Raw genomic sequence first — 16,368 nt, forward strand, 5'->3', positions numbered from 1 at the left:
AGCAGCACCATGCGTATCCCATCGGCCATCGAGCTGCACAAAGCCTCGAAAACCCTCACCCTGAAATACGGCGCAGATGAAAGCTATACGCTGCCCGCCGAGTTCCTGCGCGTGCATTCGCCTTCGGCCGAGGTGCAGGGCCACGGCAAACCGATTCTGCAATTCGGCAAACTGGGCGTCGGCTTGAGCAAGATCGAACCCGCCGGTCAGTACGCACTAAAGTTGTGCTTCGACGACGGGCATGACAGTGGATTGTTCACTTGGGACTACCTGGAGCAACTGGCGCAACGTCAGGCAGAACTCTGGGCGGATTATCTTCAGGAGCTCGCACGCGCTGGAAAGTCGCGCGATCCAGCCGAGTCCGTCGTCAAGCTGATGCTCTAGCTCGAACCTTCCGACAGGTTAGGGCGAACTTTCTAAACTCCCTCGGCATACTCCCCGCTGCGCTTGGCCAAGTGACTGGCCTGCTTGCGCAAACGCTGAAACTCGGGTAACCAATTACCTGGCAGGTTCCGTGCATTTGACTGTGTCAGATGCAATGAATGAAGCGGAGCTAGCTCCGCCCCCGGTAACCCGAGCAGTACTAGGCGCTAACGCCCTGTGTCCGCGCACAGCAGCATGCCGGTATCAGCCTCAGGACAATGGAGCGTCGTTGATGAGCAACAAAAATAATGAAGACCTGCAACGCCAGGCCTCGGATAACACCCTTGGGCTCAATCCCGTTATTGGCCTTCGGGGGAAAGACATTCTCGCTTCTGCCCGCATGATTCTCGCGCAGGCCTATAAACAACCGCTGCACAGTGCCAAGCACTTAGCCCACCTGGGCATCGAATTGAAGAACGTCGTCCTCGGCAGCTCCGACCTGGAGTCCGAGGTAGGCGACAAACGTTTTGCCGACCCGGCCTGGAGCCAGAACCCTCTGTACAAGCGCTACCTGCAAAGCTACCTGGCCTGGCGCAAAGAACTGCACAGCTGGGTCGAGCACAGCAACCTGTCGGAGACCGATATCAGCCGCGGTCACTTCGTCATCAACTTGCTCACCGAAGCCATGGCGCCGAGCAACAGCATGGCCAACCCGGCTGCGCTCAAACGCTTCTTCGAAACCGGCGGCAAGAGCCTGCTCGACGGCCTTGGCCATCTGGCCAAAGACCTGGTGAACAACGGCGGCATGCCCAGCCAGGTGAACATGGACGCCTTCGAGGTCGGCAAGAACCTGGCCATGAGTGAAGGCTCGGTGGTGTTTCGCAACAACCTGCTGGAGCTGATCCAGTACAAGCCGACCACCGAACAGGTGCATGAACGCCCGCTACTGGTGGTGCCGCCGCAGATCAACAAGTTCTACGTGTTCGACCTGTCGCAGGAAAAAAGCCTGGCGCGCTTCTGCCTGCGCAACGGCATTCAGACCTTTATCGTCAGTTGGCGCAACCCAACCAAGGCCCAACGCGAGTGGGGCCTGTCGACCTATATCGACGCGCTGAAAGAAGCCATCGACGTGATCCTGGCCATCACCGGCAGCAAAGACGTCAACATGCTCGGCGCCTGCTCCGGTGGCATTACCACCGCCGCCTTGCTCGGCCACTACCAAGCGATTGGCGAGAAGAAGGTCAACGCCCTGACCCTACTGGTCAGCGTCCTCGACACCAAGCTCGATACCCAGGTGGCGCTGTTCGTCAACGAACAGACCCTGGAAGCCGCCAAGCGCCGCTCCTACCAGGCCGGTGTGCTGGAGGGCAGTGACATGGCCAAGGTGTTTGCCTGGATGCGCCCCAACGATCTGATCTGGAACTACTGGGTCAACAACTACCTGCTCGGCAACGAGCCGCCGGTGTTCGACATCCTCTACTGGAACAACGACACCACCCGCCTGCCGGCCGCCTTCCACGGCGACCTGATCGAGCTGTTCAAGACCAACCCACTGACCCGCGCCGATGCCTTGGAAGTCTGTGGCACACCGATCGATCTGAAGAAGGTGACGGCCGATATCTTCAGCCTGGCCGGCACCAACGACCACATCACCCCGTGGGAAGCCTGCTACCGCTCGGCGCGTCTGTTCGGCGGCAAAATCGAATTCGTGCTGTCCAGCAGCGGCCATATCCAGAGCATTCTCAACCCGCCGGGCAACCCCAAGGCACGCTACATGACCAGCGAAGGTGAACTGCCGGACTGCCCGAAATCCTGGCAGGAAGACTCCACCAAGCACACCGACTCCTGGTGGCTGCACTGGCAGAAGTGGCTCGCCGAGCGTTCCGGGAAACTGAAAAAGGCCCCGGTAATTCTGGGCAACAAAAACTACCCCGCAGGCGAAGCATCGCCAGGCACCTATGTGCATGAGCGCTGAGTAGGGCATTAGGCTGTGGCGCATGAACCCTGGGGCGCGCGCCGCAAACTGCAACCTGGACCGACGATAGTTCACCACCATCAGGCAACAGGATTCACTGCATAGACTGCCCGCGGCACCCGGACGTGCCGCCAGCTGTCAGCGCCCACAAGGCCCTGACAGTGGTCACGAAGCCAGCATGGACCGCCCGCTTCGTTATTCTGGACAGGTGCGCTGGACGGCGCCGCCAGAGCTTCATAGGGTCACCCATAGGGCTAGCGCATGCCGTTACCATTTGTTTTCCGCACCATCGATCTTGATGGGCAAACCATCCGCACGGCGGTCCGTCCAGGCAAACCGCACCTGACGCCGTTGCTGATTTTCAACGGCATCGGGGCCAACCTGGAGTTGGTCTTCCCCTTTGTTGCCGCCCTCGACCCCGACCTCGAAGTGATCGCCTTCGATGTGCCAGGAGTCGGCGGCTCGTCGACGCCCAACCAGCCCTACCGTTTTCCAGGCTTGGCCAAGCTCGCCGCGCGCATGCTCGATTACCTCGACTATGGCCAGGTCAACGCCATTGGCGTGTCCTGGGGCGGTGCCCTGGCGCAGCAGTTCGCCCATGACTACCCCGAGCGCTGTAAGAAGCTGGTACTAGCCGCTACTTCGGCCGGTGCGGTGATGGTGCCGGGCAAACCGAAAGTACTCTGGCGTATGGCCAGCCCGCGGCGTTATGTGCAGCCTTCCTACGGCGTGAAAATCGCCCCGGATATTTATGGCGGTGCCTTCCGTCGCGATCCCAACCTGGCCATGGCCCATGCGAGCAAAGTACGTTCCTCGGGCAAACTGGGTTACTACTGGCAGTTGTTTGCCGGCATGGGTTGGACGAGCATTTTCTGGCTGCACAAAATCACCCAGCCGACCTTGGTGCTGGCCGGTGATGACGACCCATTGATCCCCCTGGTGAACATGCGTCTGCTAGCCTGGAGAATTCCCAACTCGGAACTGCACGTGATCGACGACGGTCACCTGTTCCTGATTACGCGGGCCGAAGCGGTCGCGCCAATCATCATGAAATTTTTACAAGAGGAACGCCAACGTGCAGTGATGCACCCACAGCCGACACCTTCGCCGGCTCGCGATCACTGAAACAACTACAACCCGGCGGTGCGCACTGATTCAGTTCGGACAGTGCCCACCCGACCCAATAGGGCGCCGGGCGAACCACCTGCTGTTCTTTGCGCGGTTGTCTGGAATGCACCTCCGGCGCGCCTTGGTACAAGCCTTGCTCTGTACCAATTTGACGTTGAGTCCCTTGCTGGTTTGACGACGGAGTGTTGCCCCATGCGAGACAAATCTGTGCCCACCCCGGTGACCACCTCACCGGCCAGTAAAATGAATGCACAAAATGCGGTGATGGGTTTGCGCGGCCGCGACGTGCTCAGCACCGTGCGGACCCTGGCGATACAGGGCCTGCGTCGCCCGGTGTACAGCGCCAAGCACGCGCTAGCCCTGGGTGGCCAATTGGGCCGGGTGTTGATCGGCGACACGTTGCACAAGACCAACCCCAATGACGCCCGTTTTGCCGACCCCACCTGGCAACTCAACCCGTTCTACCGCCGCAGCCTGCAGGCCTACCTCGCCTGGCAGCAGCAGCTCAACCGCTGGATTGAAGAAAGCGACCTGCCGGCCGATGACCGCACCCGCGCGCGGTTTATAGCCACCTTGCTCGGTGATGCGCTAGCGCCCTCCAACAGCCTGCTCAACCCGCTGGCGATCAAAGAGCTGCTCAACAGCGGCGGCACCAGCATCTTCAAAGGCATGCGCCACCTCTACGATGACCTGCTGCACAACAGTGGCATGCCGCGGCAAGTGAACAAGACCGCGTTCGAAGTCGGCCGCAACCTGGCCACCACGCCGGGTTCGGTGGTGTTTCGCAACGAGATGCTGGAGCTCATCCAGTACAAACCGATGAGCGAAAAGCAGTACGCCAAACCCTTGGTGATCGTGCCGCCGCAAATCAACAAGTTCTATATTTTTGACCTCAGTCCGGACAAGAGCTTCGTCCAGTACTGCCTGAAGAACGGCCTGCAGGTGTTTATGGTCAGCTGGCGCAACCCCGATGCGCGGCACCGTGAATGGGGCCTGTCGAGCTACGTGCAGGCGCTGGAAGCAGCCACCGATGTGGCGCGGGCGATCACCGGCAGCAAGGACGTCAACCTGATCGGCGCCTGCGCCGGCGGCCTGACCATCGCCGCCCTGCAAGGGCATTTGCAAGCCAAACGGCAACTGCGCAAAGTCTCCAGCGCCAGCTATCTGGTGAGCCTGCTCGACAGCCAGATCGAAAGCCCGGCCATGCTGTTTGCCGACGAAAAAACCCTGGAAGCGGCCAAGCGCCGCTCCTACCAGAACGGCGTACTCGATGGCCGCGACATGGCCCGCGTATTCGCCTGGATGCGCCCAAACGACCTGATCTGGAATTACTGGGTCAACAACTACCTACTGGGCAAACAACCGCCGGCGTTCGACATCCTTTACTGGAACAACGACAACACCCGCCTGCCGGCTGCCTTCCATGGCGACCTGCTGGACTTCTTCAAACACAATCCGCTGACCCGCCCCGGCGCGCTGGAAGTCTGTGGCACGCCCATCGATTTGCAGAAGGTCAACGTCGACAGTTTCAGCGTGGCCGGCATCAACGACCACATCACGCCTTGGGACGTGGTCTATCGCTCGACCCTGCTGCTGGGCGGCGAGCGGCGTTTCGTGCTGTCCAACAGCGGTCACATCCAGAGCATCCTCAACCCGCCGAGCAACCCCAAAGCCAACTTCTTCGAAAACGGCAAGCTCACCTCCGACCCACGCGCCTGGTACTACGACGCCAAACAGCACGCAGGCAGTTGGTGGCCGGTGTGGATGGAGTGGATTCAGGCGCGTTCCGGTGAGCAGCAGGAAACCCTGCTGGCCATCGGCAACCAGAACTATCCACCGATGCAGGCGGCGCCGGGAACGTACGTTCACGAGGTGTGATGCACAACAACACTGGCCAGGCGGCGCCTGGCCAGTTAACGTCGGCCAATGGACCGTCACACCAATAAGAAGAATGGATGAAAACCCGCGACCGCATCCTTGAATGCGCCCTGCAGTTATTCAATCAGCAGGGCGAACCCAACGTCTCCACCCTGGAAATCGCCAACGAGCTGGAAATCAGTCCGGGCAATCTCTACTACCACTTCCACGGCAAAGAGCCGCTGGTGATGGAGCTGTTCGAGCGCTTCGAAATCGACATGGCTCCGCTGCTCGACCCACCGGCCGATGCGCGCCTGAACGTCGAAGACTACTGGCTGTTCCTGCACCTGATCGTCGAGCGCCTGGCCCACTACCGCTTCCTGTTCCAGGACCTCTCCAACCTTGCCGGCCGCCTGCCGAAGCTGGCGCGCGGCATTCGCCTGTGGCTCAACTCACTGAAGCGCACCCTCGCCGCCCTGCTCGCCGGCTTGAAAGCCGAAGGTCACGTGACCAGCAACACCCAGGCCCTGGGCCTGCTGGTGGAACAGATTACCCTGACCCTGCTGTTCTCCCTCGACTACCAACGTATCCTAGGCAACCTCGGCGAGATTCGCCTGGTGGTATTCCAAGTGATGATGCTGGTCAGCCCGCACATGCAGGAAGACTCACGCGGTGCGGCGGAACTGTTGGCGCAGAAATACCTCGAGGCCTGAGTCTGAAAACATAAAAAAACCCGGTCATCCGACCGGGTTTTTCATTTACCGCACACGCACTCAGGAAGACGTGCTTGGCGTCACCGGCGGAACGGGCGAAGCAACCGGTGTATTGGTCGCTGCAGCAGTTGGCGCTGGGGTCGGTGCTGGTGCTGGTGCAGCCGGTTTGGCAACAGCGGCCGCCGGCTTCGGTGCAGCAGGCTTGGCAGCGGCCGGCTTGGGTGCGGGTTTAGCGGCTGGTTTCACCGCAGGTTTGGCAGCCGGTTTAGCGGCAGCGGGTTTCGCTGCTGGCTTGGCGGCTGGCTTGGCAGCAGGTTTTGCCGCCGGTTTGGCTGCAGCTTTCACCGCAGGTTTCGCAGCAGGTTTGGCGGCGGCTTTAGCAGCAGGTTTAGCGGCTGGTTTGGCGGCGGGCTTGGCTGCAGGTTTTGCAGCGGCTTTGGCAGCCGGTTTAGCAGCAGGCTTGGCAGCGGGTTTAGCCGCGGCTTTGGCCAGTGGTTTAGCCACCGACTTGGCTGCAGCTTTGGCTGGTTTGGCAGCGGCTTTAACAGCAGCTTTGGCCGCAGGTTTTGCAGCCGGTTTGGCAGCGGCTTTCGCGGCTGGCTTGGCGGCCGGTTTTGCAGCTGGTTTGGCTGCAGCTTTCGCAGCAGGTTTAACAGCCGCTTTGGGAGCTGGTTTGGCGGCAACTGTCTTGGCACTTACGCCAGTCAGTTTTTCCAGCTGTTTGGTCAAGGTATCCACTTTGCTGTTCAGCGCTTTCACTTCATTGCGGCTCGGAACACCGAGACGCGAAATGGCACTGTTCAGACGTTTATCAAAGGCCTCTTCGAGCTCGCCCCACTTACCGAGCGCCAGACCTTTTACTTCGTCGACTTTGTCTTTCGCCGACCGTGCAGATGTTTTAGCTGTCGATTTAACTGCGCCAACTTGTTTCTCGACTTCGGTCTTGGCCAGCTTCTCGGCTTTCTCGCCATCGGTTACCAGCGTATCGAACAGCTTGGTGCCGTCCTTGCTGATTTTCGAATAGGCGCCCAACCCAGCCAGCCAGATTTGGCGAGAGTATTTTTCAACTTCGCCAATCCACGAGCTGCTTTGTTTTTCGACTTTCTTTTTAGCAACCATCCCGCTCTCCTTATTGAGTCTTAGCGACACGTGCAACCAACGCATTCAGCACGTCCAGCTTAGCAGAGAGCGCATCAACATCCTGGCGCGAAGGGATACCAAAACGATTTAGTGCTTTGGCCACCCGACGATCGAAGAGTTTCTCGATTTTGTCGAACTGCACTTCAACTTTGCTTTTGACGCTGGAGACATTGCTGCTGACAGTTTTTTTAACCGAGTCGAGCTGGCTGTTTGCCGCATCGACTTGCACTGTGACCAGCTTTTTACCTTTCTGTTCGATACCTTCGCCAGCGCTGACCAGGCCTTTTACATAGCCCAGACCTTCTTTACCGGCTTTGGCATACGCGCCCAACCCGGCCAGCCAGATTTGCCGGCTGTAGTGTTTAACATCGGTCAGCAGAGAGGCTTCGACTTCTACGGTTTTGGCGACGACTTTTTTAGCGGCAACTTTGGCCATGGTGCACCTCACAAGAAAGGAAGGAAAAAACGCCTGCTACTTACAGGCCTGCAGCCAAACTAGCCGGGAAAATTAGAATTCACATACTAGGTATGCGGCCGCGCCGAACTGTTTTTTTGTGCAAGGGACCGCGTTAACTCAACGACTCGTCCAGGCCCTTTTCAATTTCGCGCTTGATCGTGCCGCTCATGGCCGACAACAACAGGCCCAAACTCAATTCCACACGCACCGTGTCTTTTGCGACGTTGATCGTGCCGTCGGCACCACTGCGCTTGAACTCCAGCACATCGCCCTTCCACTGATACCGCACGGCATATTCGGCAGCCAGGCGTTCGGCCAGCTCCTCAGCTTTGGCGCGGGCGCCATCCAGACCAAGGGTGTGGGAACGTTCGACGGTAATGCGAGCCATAGTTGGCGACTCCTGCGACCATAAGTCGCGCGACTATAACGCGAGCACAGCGCCATGGGCAGCGCAGCGGCGACCCCAGGCACACGCGTTGCCAAGACAAAGCCCACAACGGCGATTAGAATGGCCGGCACTTTCTTCCGGTGACCGCACATGAACGATCCGCGCAAAGGCAGTGATGCCGAACCGACTACCCACTTCGGCTACCAGAGCGTGCCGGAAAGCCAGAAGGCCGACAAAGTCGCCGAGGTTTTCCATTCCGTAGCCGCCAAATACGACTTGATGAACGACCTGATGTCCGCTGGCGTACACCGCCTATGGAAGCGCTTCACCATTGAGCTGTCCGGCGTTCGCACCGGCAACCGGGTGCTGGACATCGCCGGCGGCACGGGCGACCTCACTCGCCAGTTCTCGCGTTTGGTAGGCCCCACCGGTGAAGTGGTACTGGCCGACATCAACGCCTCGATGCTCAAGGTCGGGCGTGACAAGCTGCTCGACAGCGGTGTGGCCAACAACGTCCAGTTCGTCCAGGCGGACGCGGAAAAGCTGCCGTTCCCGGACAACCACTTCGACTGCGTAACCATCGCCTTCGGTCTGCGCAACGTCACCCATAAAGATGAAGCGATCCGCTCCATGCTGCGGGTGCTGAAACCCGGTGGCCGCTTGCTGATCCTGGAGTTCTCCAAGCCCACCAGCAACCTGCTGTCCAAGGCGTATGACGCCTACTCGTTCAGCCTGCTGCCGTTGATGGGCAAGCTGATCACCAATGACTCGGAAAGCTACCGCTACCTGGCCGAGTCGATCCGCATGCACCCGGATCAGGAAACCCTCAAGGCGATGATGGTCGAGGCTGGTTTCGAACGCGCCACGTACCACAACATGACCGGCGGCATCGTCGCCCTGCACCGCGGCATCAAGCCCTGATGCTCACCCAGGCGCTGCTGGCCACTGCCGAAACTGGCATCAACCGCGTCCTGCGTCTGGACGCGACGGCCCTGCCACGCCTGGCGCACCTGGCCGGCAAGGTCATTGAAGTGGACTGCAGCGCCCCGGCGTTGCAGCTGTTTGTCCTCGCCGACGATGCCGGTCTGCGCCTGGCCGCGCACTGGAGCGGCGACATCGCCTGCCGCCTGCGCGCCCCGGCCAGTAGCCTGTTGCGCCTGGCCACCAGCAAAGACAAAACGGCGGTGCTGCACAGCCCGGAAGTCGAGTTGGACGGCGACAGCGCTGTCCTGCTGGACCTCGCTGGTGTGCTGCAAGACCTCGAACTCGACTGGGAATACGAGCTGGCCCGCTGGCTCGGCCCAATCGGCAGCCAGTTGCTCAGCGGCCATCTGAAAAGCCGCGCGCGCTGGACGACGCAGAACCTCGACAGCCTGCGCCAGAACCTCGCCGACTACCTCGCCGAAGAGTCGCGCACGCTGGTCGGCGAAAACGAAGCACAAGCTCGCTTCGCCGAACTGGACGAACTGAAAATGGCCCTCGATCGCCTCGATGCGCGGGTTGAACGCCTGGCCCTGACACTCACCCCAAAACCTAGCGAACCCGCATGAGCCTGCTTGCCGTCCGCCGTTTGTTGCGCATCCAGCGCGTGGTTATTCGCTACCGCCTCGATGATCTGATTCTCGACCTGCCACTGCCCTGGTGGCTGCGTGCAGTGGGCTACTTCCTGCCCTGGCGCTGGCTGCCGCGGCGCAAGCTGGAACTCACTCGCGGCGAACGCGTGCGCCTGGCGCTGCAGGACCTGGGGCCGATCTTCATCAAGTTCGGCCAACTGCTCTCGACTCGCCGCGACCTGCTGCCGGTGGACATGGCCGATGAGCTGGCGTTTCTGCAAGACCAGGTGCCGCCGTTTGATTCCGCCCATTCCCTGGCGCTGATCGAAGCGCAACTGGGGGCGAAAGTCGGCGACGTATTTGCCCGTTTCGACAGCCAGCCATTGGCCTCGGCTTCGGTAGCGCAGGTGCACGCCGCGCAACTGCGCAGTGGCGAAGAAGTGGTGGTGAAGGTGATTCGCCCCGGCCTGAAACCGGTGATCCGCGCCGACATCGCCTGGCTGTTCCTGCTCGCCAAACTGGCCGAACGGGTGTCCACCGAGGCGCGTCGCCTGCACCCTGTGGAAGTGGTCAGCGACTACGAAAAAACCATCTACGACGAACTCGACCTGCTGCGCGAAGCGGCCAACGCCAGCCAGCTGCGCCGCAATTTCGAAGGCTCGCCACTGCTGTATGTGCCACAGGTGTATTGGGACTGGTGCCGCCCGCAGGTGCTGGTAATGGAGCGCATCTACGGCGTGCAGGTGACCGACATGGCAACCCTCGCCGACCAGCGCACCGACCTGAAAATGCTCGCCGAGCGCGGCGTGGAAATCTTCTTCACCCAGGTGTTTCGCGACAGCTTTTTCCACGCCGACATGCACCCCGGCAATATCTTCGTCAGCACCCGCACGCCGTGGAGCCCGCAGTACATTGCCATCGACTGCGGCATCATCGGCAGCCTGACGCCAGAAGATCAGGACTACCTGGCGCGCAACCTGATCGCCTTCTTCAAGCGTGACTACCGCAAGGTAGCTCAACTGCACATCGACTCCGGTTGGGTGCCGGCGGAAACCAAGGTGAATGATTTCGAAGCGGCGATTCGCACCGTCTGCGAGCCGATTTTCGAGCGCCCGTTGAAAGACATCTCCTTCGGCCTGCTGCTGATGCGCCTGTTCCAGACCGCGCGGCGCTTCAATATGGAGATCCAGCCACAACTGGTACTGCTGCAGAAAACCCTGCTCAACATCGAAGGCCTGGGCCGCCAGCTTTACCCGGACCTCGACCTGTGGAGCACCGCCCAGCCGTTCCTCGAGCGCTGGATGCGTGAGCGCATCAGCCCGAAAAGCCTGTTCAACAACCTGCAATCGCAAGTCGAACAGGTGCCGCACCTGGCCCATATGACCCGCGAGCTGCTCGAACGCATGGCCCAGCCGCACCTGCACAACCCGCCGCTGCAACAGCAGCCTGGTGGCGATAAATGGGCGCTGCGCCTGCTCGGCACGGCACTGTTGGGCGGCGGAATTACCCTGGCCCTGGCCGCCGCCAGCATCACCGCTGCGACCACCTGGCCGGCGTGGCTGATGGCTGCCAGCGGTCTGTACCTGATTCTGCGCCGATAGCCAGTGGCGGCCTCAACTGGCAAACTCGCCAGATGCTTCGACCGGGCAACGACCCGCACTACGGAATTGCAATGAACGATTGGCTAGACGAGATCAACTGGAACAGCGACGGCCTGGTGCCGGCAATTGCCCAGGACTATAAAACCGGGCGCGTACTGATGATGGCCTGGATGAACCGCGAGGCCCTGAGCCTCACTGCCTCCGAGCAACGCGCCATCTACTGGTCGCGCTCGCGTGGCAAACTCTGGCGCAAGGGCGAAGAGTCCGGCCATGTGCAGAAGCTGCACGAGATGCGCCTGGACTGCGATGAAGACGTGATCATTCTGATGGTCGAACAACTGGGCGGCATCGCCTGCCACACCGGCCGTGAAAGCTGCTTCTACCGCGTCTATGAAAATGGCGCCTGGAAAGCCGTCGACCCGGTGCTCAAAGACCCCCACGCTATTTATGCCGGAGGCCACAGCCATGAGTGACACGCTCAGCCGAGTTGCCCAGGTACTCGAGGAGCGCAAAGGCGCCGCCCCCGACAGTTCCTACGTGGCCAGCCTGTACCACAAGGGCTTGAACAAGATTCTGGAAAAGGTCGGTGAGGAATCGGTGGAAACCATTCTTGCCGCCAAGGATGCTGCGGTCAGCGGTGACTGCAGCGACCTGATCTACGAAACCGCCGACCTGTGGTTCCACAGCCTGGTCATGCTCGCCGCCCTCGGTCAGCACCCCCAGGCCGTGCTGGATGAACTGGACCGGCGCTTCGGGTTGTCCGGGCATGCGGAAAAAGCCGCTCGCGACCCTTCTTAACCTATCTCTCTAGAGGAACCGCTCCATGGGTATTTTTGACTGGAAACACTGGGTCGTGATTCTGATCGTCGTCGTGTTGGTCTTCGGTACCAAGAAGCTCAAAGGTCTGGGCAGCGACGTCGGCGAAGCCATCAAGGGCTTTCGCAAAGCCATGAACGATGACGAAAAACCGGCCGAGCCGGCTCCGGCACAACCCACCCAGGCACAACCGGCGCCTGGCCAGAGCGCGCCGCTGAACCAACCGCACACCATTGACGTGCAAGCCCAGAAAGTCGAAGAGCCTGCGCGCAAGGACTGACCCATGTTTGGCATCAGCTTCGGCGAACTGCTGCTGGTGGGCCTGGTGGCCCTGCTGGTGCTCGGCCCCGAGCGTCTGCCGGGTGCTGCGCGCACCGCAGGCCTGTGGATCGGCCGCCTGAAACGCAGCTTCAATGCGATCAAACAGGAAGTGGAACGCGAAATCGGCGCCGACGAAATTCGTCGGCAGTTGCACAACGAGCACATTCTGGCCCTGGAACAGGAAGCCCGAAATGCCATCGCTCCGCCGCAGGTGCCTGCAGCACCACCGCTGGCCCAGGCTGACGTGAATGCCGCACCGGCAGTTGCGCCCGTAGCCGCCCCCGTAGCACCACCTGCGCCTGCCGCCGCGTCCAGCGAAGCGCCCGTCGCAGAGCCAGTGAACGAGCTGCAAGGCCAACTGGAACTGCCCGTCCCTCCCCAACCGCCGCGAGCCCCATGAGCGTAGATACCCCGGAAAACGACCAGCAGATGCCGCTGGTTTCGCACCTCACCGAGTTGCGCACGCGCCTGCTGCGCTGCGTAGCCGCGACCGCTCTGATCTTCGCCGGACTGTTCTATTTCGCGCGGGACATCTACACCATCGCCTCCGAGCCGCTGCGCCGCTTCCTGCCTGAAGGCGCGACGATGATTGCCATCGACCCAGCCTCGGCGTTCCTCGCGCCGCTGAAACTGACCATGGTCATCGCCTTGTTCGCCAGCATGCCGGTGATTCTGTACCAGGCCTGGGGCTTTATTGCGCCGGGCCTCTACAAGCACGAAAAACGCATTGCTGTGCCGCTGCTGACCTCCAGCGTGCTGCTGTTCTACGCCGGCATGGCCTTCGCCTACTTCCTGGTGTTGCCGCTGATCTACCACTTCCTGCTCGGTTCGGCGCCGGTGGGCGTGACGCCGATGACCGACATCAACACCTACCTGGATTCGGTGCTGACGCTGCTGTTCGCCTTTGGCGTGGCCTTTGAGATTCCGGTGGCCGTGGTGTTGCTGGTGATCATCGGCGTGGTCGACGTGGCCTACCTGAAAAAGATCCGTCCGTACGTGATCATTGGCTGCTTTGTGGTCGGCATGATCCTCACCCCGCCGGACCCGCTGTCGCAGACCCTGCTGGCCGTGCCGATGTGGATGCTGTTCGAAGTCGGCGTGTTCTTCGGCGGCATGGTGCGCAAGCGCAAGCCTGAAGAAAGCGCCGACGACGCCCAACCACCAGCCACCCAGCCGTGAACCTGCTGCTTCTGGAAGACGCCGATTTTGTCGGCGCCGACCGCGTGATTCTGCGCGATCGCCGCCTTACCCATTTGCAGGAGGTGCACCGCGCCGAATCCGGTGACAGCCTGCGTGTCGGCCGCGTTGGCGGTTTGATGGGTAAAGCGCAGATCTTGCGCCTGGAAGCCGGCGAAGCCGAACTGCAGATCAGCCTTGATCAGCCACCACCAGCAAAGCTGCCGCTGACCCTGCTGCTCGCCCTGCCCCGGCCAAAAATGCTTCGTCGGGTGCTGCAGACCGTCGCCAGCATGGGCGTGCCACGGCTGATTCTGCTCAACAGCTACCGGGTGGAAAAAAGCTTCTGGCAGACGCCGTTCCTTCAACCGGAAGCAATCCGTGAGCAACTGATTCTGGGCCTGGAGCAGTCACGCGATACCGTGCTGCCCGACGTGCGCATCGAAAAGCGCTTCAAGCCGTTTGTGGAAGACCATCTGGGGCAAATTTGTGCGGGAACCCAAGGGTTGGTTGGCCACCCAGGCCAATACCCGAGCTGCCCGCGCGCGGTGGAGGGCCCAGTGACCTTGGCCATCGGGCCGGAAGGTGGTTGGATTCCGTATGAAGTGGAGAAGCTGGCAGAGGCTGGCTTGCAGCCGGTGCAGCTGGGTGAGCGGATTCTGCGGGTAGAAACAGCGGTGACGGCGCTGCTCGCGCGTCTGTTCTAAATCGCGATGTTGGGCTTCGCTGCGCTCAGCCCAACCTACATTGAACGCCGTAGGTTGGGTTGAGCGCAGCGAAGCCCAACAGACTCGTCCCCCGACTACCCGCCCGACGCCTTATGCCAATGCGCCGGCAATAGCTTCCCTTCCAGCTCCGGCGCCTCGCGCAAGCTCATATCCCGCGCCTGCAGGGGCTCGCCACAGTCCGAACACACCATCACCCCGTGCACCTCATGGCCGCAGCTTTTGTGCACGTGGCGAATCGGCTGGCCGATGTCGTCGCTCATGTGCCGGTCGCCCCAGTTCACCAGCGCCAGCACCGCCGGGTAAAGGTCGTGGCCTTTTTCGGTCAACCTATACTCTTCGCGCAGGGGCCGCTGCTGGTAGGCGCTCTTCACCAGCACGCCGTGCTCGGTCAGGCGTTTGAGGCGCTCAGCCAACACATGGCGGGTAATGCCCATGCGCTTTTCGAAGTCGTCGAAGCGGCGCACGCCCATAAAACATTCGCGCAGCACCAACAGGGTCCAGCGGTCGCCGACCACCGACAAGGTGCGTGACAGCGAGCACGGCTGCTCACCAAGGTCTTCCCAGCGCATGAGGGGTTCTCTACTCAGTTCTGTTGGCCGCAAGTTTCTGCTGGCTACTCTAGCTTGACAGGTTCCAAAAAGGAACTGACTATCTCACCCAAGTTCCAAAAAGGAACCCACTCACGCAACCGATGAGAGAACAACAATGAGCGAACGCAAAGCAGTGTTAGTAGTGGGTGCCGGCGATGCCACCGGCGGTGCGATAGCCAAGCGGTTTGCCCGTGAGGGCTACGTGGCCTGTGTGGCGCGCCGCAACGCCGACAAGCTCGAACCGCTGGTGGCCGAGATCACCGCTGCCGGTGGTGAAGCCCGCGCCTTTGGCTGCGATGCCCGTATCGAGGAGCAGGTGCAGGCGATGTTTGGCACCATCGAACGCGAGATCGGCCCGCTGGAAGTGGTGGTGTTCAACATCGGCGCCAACGTGTGGTTTTCCATTACCGAGACCACCGAGCGCGTCTACCGCAAAGTCTGGGAAATGGCCGCGCTGGCCGGCTTTCTCACGGGCCGTGAAGCGGCCAAAGTGATGTTGCCCCGTCAACGCGGGACCATCATTTTCACCGGCGCAACCGCCTCTCTGCGCGGCGGCAAAGGTTTCAGCGCCTTCGCCAGCGCCAAGTTCGCCTTGCGTGCCACAGCCCAGAGCATGGCCCGTGAACTGGGGCCACTGGGCATTCATGTCGCCCACCCGATCATCGATGGCGCCATCGACACCGCGTTTATCCGCGACAACTTTCCCGAGCGCTATGCCCTCAAAGAGCAGGACGGGATTCTCAACCCGGAGCATATTGCCGACAGCTACTGGCAGATTCACATGCAGCCGAAAGACTCGTGGACGCACGAACTGGATTTGCGGCCATGGCTAGAGACATTCTGAATTTGCATACCCCGTAGGAGCGGCTTCAGCCGCGATTGCTCTTAGGATCAAAAGCATCGCGGCTAATCGGATCGCCGCCCGGCCGCTCCTACGAAGAGCACAATAAAAACAAGGATCAAAAAATGAGCAAAACCCTGGAATTTTTCTTTGATGTCGGTAGCCCCACCACCTACCTGGCCTGGACCCAACTGCCGAAAATCGCCGCAGATGCCGGCGTGGAGATCACCTGGAAGCCCATGCTGCTGGGTGGTGTGTTCAAGGCCACCAGCAACCAGTCGCCCATCGCCATTCCGGCCAAGGCCAAGTACACCCTCGCCGACATGCAGCGCTTCGCCACGCGCTATGGCGTACCCATGGCGTTTAACCCATTCTTCCCGATCAACACCCTGTTGCTGATGCGCGGCGCTGCGGGCTACCTGGGCACGGCCAATTTCCAGCCGTACCTACAGGCAGTGTTCACCGCGCTGTGGGTAGAGCAAAAGAACATGGGCGACCCGACTGTGGTGGCGCAGGTGTTGAGCGCAGCCGGCCTGGACCCACAAGAGTTTGAGCGGTTGGTGAACGATGAAGAGGTGAAGCAGCGCCTGAAGAACATCACCGAAGACGCGATCAAACGCGGCGCCTTTGGCGCGCCGATCTTCTTTGTCGATGGCGAAATGCACTTCGGCCAGGACCGCCTGGATTTCGTGGCCGAGGCGTTGCAGCGCTAAGCCTGCGG

Annotated in this window: 20 protein-coding genes; 16 read left to right on the forward strand and 4 right to left on the reverse strand. The window is 60.9% G+C overall.

Annotation, left to right across the window (positions count from 1 at the left end):
• The first annotated feature begins 9 nt into the window (after positions 1-9).
• The 5 genes from C8K61_RS10795 (at position 10) to C8K61_RS10815 (ending at position 6,036) form a co-directional block, all read left to right on the forward strand.
• Positions 10-384 carry a gamma-butyrobetaine hydroxylase-like domain-containing protein gene (locus C8K61_RS10795; RefSeq protein WP_108096264.1) on the forward strand — a complete coding sequence of 125 codons (375 nt, stop codon included), beginning with the start codon at positions 10-12 and terminating at the stop codon, positions 382-384.
• Positions 385-655: 271 nt separating this feature from the next.
• Positions 656-2,338 carry a class II poly(R)-hydroxyalkanoic acid synthase gene (phaC, locus tag C8K61_RS10800; protein ID WP_108096265.1) on the forward strand — a complete coding sequence of 561 codons (1,683 nt, stop codon included), beginning with the start codon at positions 656-658 and terminating at the stop codon, positions 2,336-2,338.
• 261 nt (positions 2,339-2,599) lie between these two features.
• On the forward strand, positions 2,600-3,463 hold the full coding sequence (phaZ, locus tag C8K61_RS10805; RefSeq protein WP_108096266.1) for a poly(3-hydroxyalkanoate) depolymerase: 864 nt from the start codon (positions 2,600-2,602) through the stop codon (positions 3,461-3,463).
• Between the two features lie 195 nt (positions 3,464-3,658).
• Positions 3,659-5,344 carry a class II poly(R)-hydroxyalkanoic acid synthase gene (phaC, locus tag C8K61_RS10810; RefSeq protein WP_108096267.1) on the forward strand — a complete coding sequence of 562 codons (1,686 nt, stop codon included), beginning with the start codon at positions 3,659-3,661 and terminating at the stop codon, positions 5,342-5,344.
• A gap of 77 nt (positions 5,345-5,421) precedes the next feature.
• Entirely contained in the window at positions 5,422-6,036 is a 615-nt protein-coding gene (locus tag C8K61_RS10815) for a TetR/AcrR family transcriptional regulator (RefSeq protein WP_108096268.1), read from the forward strand.
• A 60-nt stretch (positions 6,037-6,096) separates the two neighbouring features.
• On the opposite strand, the gene C8K61_RS10820 is transcribed toward C8K61_RS10815, so the two are convergent.
• The 3 genes from C8K61_RS10820 to C8K61_RS10830 all read right to left on the reverse strand — a co-directional run bounded on the left by C8K61_RS10820 (position 6,097) and on the right by C8K61_RS10830 (position 8,021).
• The gene (locus C8K61_RS10820) at positions 6,097-7,155 is read right to left on the reverse strand and encodes a phasin family protein (protein ID WP_108096269.1); all 1,059 of its coding nucleotides are present in this window, start codon (positions 7,153-7,155) and stop codon (positions 6,097-6,099) included.
• 10 nt (positions 7,156-7,165) lie between these two features.
• Complete coding sequence (locus C8K61_RS10825) at positions 7,166-7,612, reverse strand: phasin family protein (RefSeq protein ID WP_108096270.1); 447 nt, start codon at positions 7,610-7,612, stop codon at positions 7,166-7,168.
• Positions 7,613-7,745: 133 nt separating this feature from the next.
• Positions 7,746-8,021: a polyhydroxyalkanoic acid system family protein gene (locus C8K61_RS10830; RefSeq protein WP_108096271.1), complete on the reverse strand. Its 276-nt coding sequence runs from the start codon at positions 8,019-8,021 to the stop codon at positions 7,746-7,748.
• Positions 8,022-8,171: 150 nt separating this feature from the next.
• Here C8K61_RS10830 and ubiE point away from each other — a divergent pair, with 150 nt between their 5' ends.
• From ubiE to C8K61_RS10875, 9 genes are all read left to right on the forward strand, one after another.
• Positions 8,172-8,942, forward strand: coding sequence for a bifunctional demethylmenaquinone methyltransferase/2-methoxy-6-polyprenyl-1,4-benzoquinol methylase UbiE (gene ubiE, locus C8K61_RS10835; protein ID WP_108096272.1), 771 nt, complete (start codon positions 8,172-8,174; stop codon positions 8,940-8,942).
• Complete coding sequence (locus tag C8K61_RS10840) at positions 8,942-9,571, forward strand: SCP2 domain-containing protein (protein ID WP_108096273.1); 630 nt, start codon at positions 8,942-8,944, stop codon at positions 9,569-9,571. The genes ubiE and C8K61_RS10840 overlap by 1 nt, the downstream gene beginning before the upstream one ends.
• Entirely contained in the window at positions 9,568-11,175 is a 1,608-nt protein-coding gene (gene ubiB / locus C8K61_RS10845) for a ubiquinone biosynthesis regulatory protein kinase UbiB (protein WP_108096274.1), read from the forward strand. Before C8K61_RS10840 ends, ubiB begins: the two co-directional genes overlap by 4 nt.
• A 71-nt stretch (positions 11,176-11,246) precedes the next feature.
• Positions 11,247-11,648 carry a phosphoribosyl-AMP cyclohydrolase gene (hisI, locus tag C8K61_RS10850; RefSeq protein WP_108096275.1) on the forward strand — a complete coding sequence of 134 codons (402 nt, stop codon included), beginning with the start codon at positions 11,247-11,249 and terminating at the stop codon, positions 11,646-11,648.
• Positions 11,641-11,973: a phosphoribosyl-ATP diphosphatase gene (locus C8K61_RS10855; RefSeq protein WP_108096276.1), complete on the forward strand. Its 333-nt coding sequence runs from the start codon at positions 11,641-11,643 to the stop codon at positions 11,971-11,973. The genes hisI and C8K61_RS10855 overlap by 8 nt, the downstream gene beginning before the upstream one ends.
• 25 nt (positions 11,974-11,998) lie before the next feature.
• Positions 11,999-12,271 carry a twin-arginine translocase TatA/TatE family subunit gene (locus C8K61_RS10860; protein ID WP_108096277.1) on the forward strand — a complete coding sequence of 91 codons (273 nt, stop codon included), beginning with the start codon at positions 11,999-12,001 and terminating at the stop codon, positions 12,269-12,271.
• 3 nt (positions 12,272-12,274) lie between these two features.
• Complete coding sequence (gene tatB, locus C8K61_RS10865; protein WP_108096278.1) at positions 12,275-12,712, forward strand: Sec-independent protein translocase protein TatB; 438 nt, start codon at positions 12,275-12,277, stop codon at positions 12,710-12,712.
• Positions 12,709-13,491 carry a twin-arginine translocase subunit TatC gene (tatC, locus tag C8K61_RS10870; RefSeq protein WP_108096279.1) on the forward strand — a complete coding sequence of 261 codons (783 nt, stop codon included), beginning with the start codon at positions 12,709-12,711 and terminating at the stop codon, positions 13,489-13,491. The genes tatB and tatC overlap by 4 nt, the downstream gene beginning before the upstream one ends.
• Positions 13,488-14,195, forward strand: coding sequence for a 16S rRNA (uracil(1498)-N(3))-methyltransferase (locus tag C8K61_RS10875; RefSeq protein ID WP_108096280.1), 708 nt, complete (start codon positions 13,488-13,490; stop codon positions 14,193-14,195). The genes tatC and C8K61_RS10875 overlap by 4 nt, the downstream gene beginning before the upstream one ends.
• Positions 14,196-14,290: 95 nt before the next feature.
• Here the strand turns inward: C8K61_RS10875 and C8K61_RS10880 are convergent, their stop codons facing one another.
• On the reverse strand, positions 14,291-14,785 hold the full coding sequence (locus tag C8K61_RS10880; protein ID WP_108096281.1) for a helix-turn-helix domain-containing protein: 495 nt from the start codon (positions 14,783-14,785) through the stop codon (positions 14,291-14,293).
• A gap of 136 nt (positions 14,786-14,921) precedes the next feature.
• On the opposite strand from C8K61_RS10880, the gene C8K61_RS10885 reads away from it, so the two are divergent.
• Both C8K61_RS10885 and C8K61_RS10890 read left to right on the forward strand, forming a co-directional pair.
• The gene (locus C8K61_RS10885) at positions 14,922-15,650 is read left to right on the forward strand and encodes an SDR family oxidoreductase (RefSeq protein WP_108096282.1); all 729 of its coding nucleotides are present in this window, start codon (positions 14,922-14,924) and stop codon (positions 15,648-15,650) included.
• 122 nt (positions 15,651-15,772) lie between these two features.
• On the forward strand, positions 15,773-16,360 hold the full coding sequence (locus C8K61_RS10890; protein WP_108096283.1) for a 2-hydroxychromene-2-carboxylate isomerase: 588 nt from the start codon (positions 15,773-15,775) through the stop codon (positions 16,358-16,360).
• The last annotated feature ends 8 nt before the right edge of the window (positions 16,361-16,368 follow it).

The organism is Pseudomonas sp. GV071 (assembly GCF_003050835.1).
Lineage (GTDB): Bacteria > Pseudomonadota > Gammaproteobacteria > Pseudomonadales > Pseudomonadaceae > Aquipseudomonas.

Coding starts and splice junctions, on each gene's coding strand:
- C8K61_RS10795 (WP_108096264.1), top strand. CDS start 10: ATGCGTATCCCATCGGCCATCGAGCTGCACAAAGCCTCGAAAACCCTC.
- phaC (WP_108096265.1), top strand. CDS start 656: ATGAGCAACAAAAATAATGAAGACCTGCAACGCCAGGCCTCGGATAAC.
- phaZ (WP_108096266.1), top strand. CDS start 2,600: ATGCCGTTACCATTTGTTTTCCGCACCATCGATCTTGATGGGCAAACC.
- phaC (WP_108096267.1), top strand. CDS start 3,659: ATGCGAGACAAATCTGTGCCCACCCCGGTGACCACCTCACCGGCCAGT.
- C8K61_RS10815 (WP_108096268.1), top strand. CDS start 5,422: ATGAAAACCCGCGACCGCATCCTTGAATGCGCCCTGCAGTTATTCAAT.
- C8K61_RS10820 (WP_108096269.1), bottom strand. CDS start 7,155: ATGGTTGCTAAAAAGAAAGTCGAAAAACAAAGCAGCTCGTGGATTGGC.
- C8K61_RS10825 (WP_108096270.1), bottom strand. CDS start 7,612: ATGGCCAAAGTTGCCGCTAAAAAAGTCGTCGCCAAAACCGTAGAAGTC.
- C8K61_RS10830 (WP_108096271.1), bottom strand. CDS start 8,021: ATGGCTCGCATTACCGTCGAACGTTCCCACACCCTTGGTCTGGATGGC.
- ubiE (WP_108096272.1), top strand. CDS start 8,172: ATGAACGATCCGCGCAAAGGCAGTGATGCCGAACCGACTACCCACTTC.
- C8K61_RS10840 (WP_108096273.1), top strand. CDS start 8,942: ATGCTCACCCAGGCGCTGCTGGCCACTGCCGAAACTGGCATCAACCGC.
- ubiB (WP_108096274.1), top strand. CDS start 9,568: ATGAGCCTGCTTGCCGTCCGCCGTTTGTTGCGCATCCAGCGCGTGGTT.
- hisI (WP_108096275.1), top strand. CDS start 11,247: ATGAACGATTGGCTAGACGAGATCAACTGGAACAGCGACGGCCTGGTG.
- C8K61_RS10855 (WP_108096276.1), top strand. CDS start 11,641: ATGAGTGACACGCTCAGCCGAGTTGCCCAGGTACTCGAGGAGCGCAAA.
- C8K61_RS10860 (WP_108096277.1), top strand. CDS start 11,999: ATGGGTATTTTTGACTGGAAACACTGGGTCGTGATTCTGATCGTCGTC.
- tatB (WP_108096278.1), top strand. CDS start 12,275: ATGTTTGGCATCAGCTTCGGCGAACTGCTGCTGGTGGGCCTGGTGGCC.
- tatC (WP_108096279.1), top strand. CDS start 12,709: ATGAGCGTAGATACCCCGGAAAACGACCAGCAGATGCCGCTGGTTTCG.
- C8K61_RS10880 (WP_108096281.1), bottom strand. CDS start 14,785: ATGCGCTGGGAAGACCTTGGTGAGCAGCCGTGCTCGCTGTCACGCACC.
- C8K61_RS10885 (WP_108096282.1), top strand. CDS start 14,922: ATGAGCGAACGCAAAGCAGTGTTAGTAGTGGGTGCCGGCGATGCCACC.
- C8K61_RS10890 (WP_108096283.1), top strand. CDS start 15,773: ATGAGCAAAACCCTGGAATTTTTCTTTGATGTCGGTAGCCCCACCACC.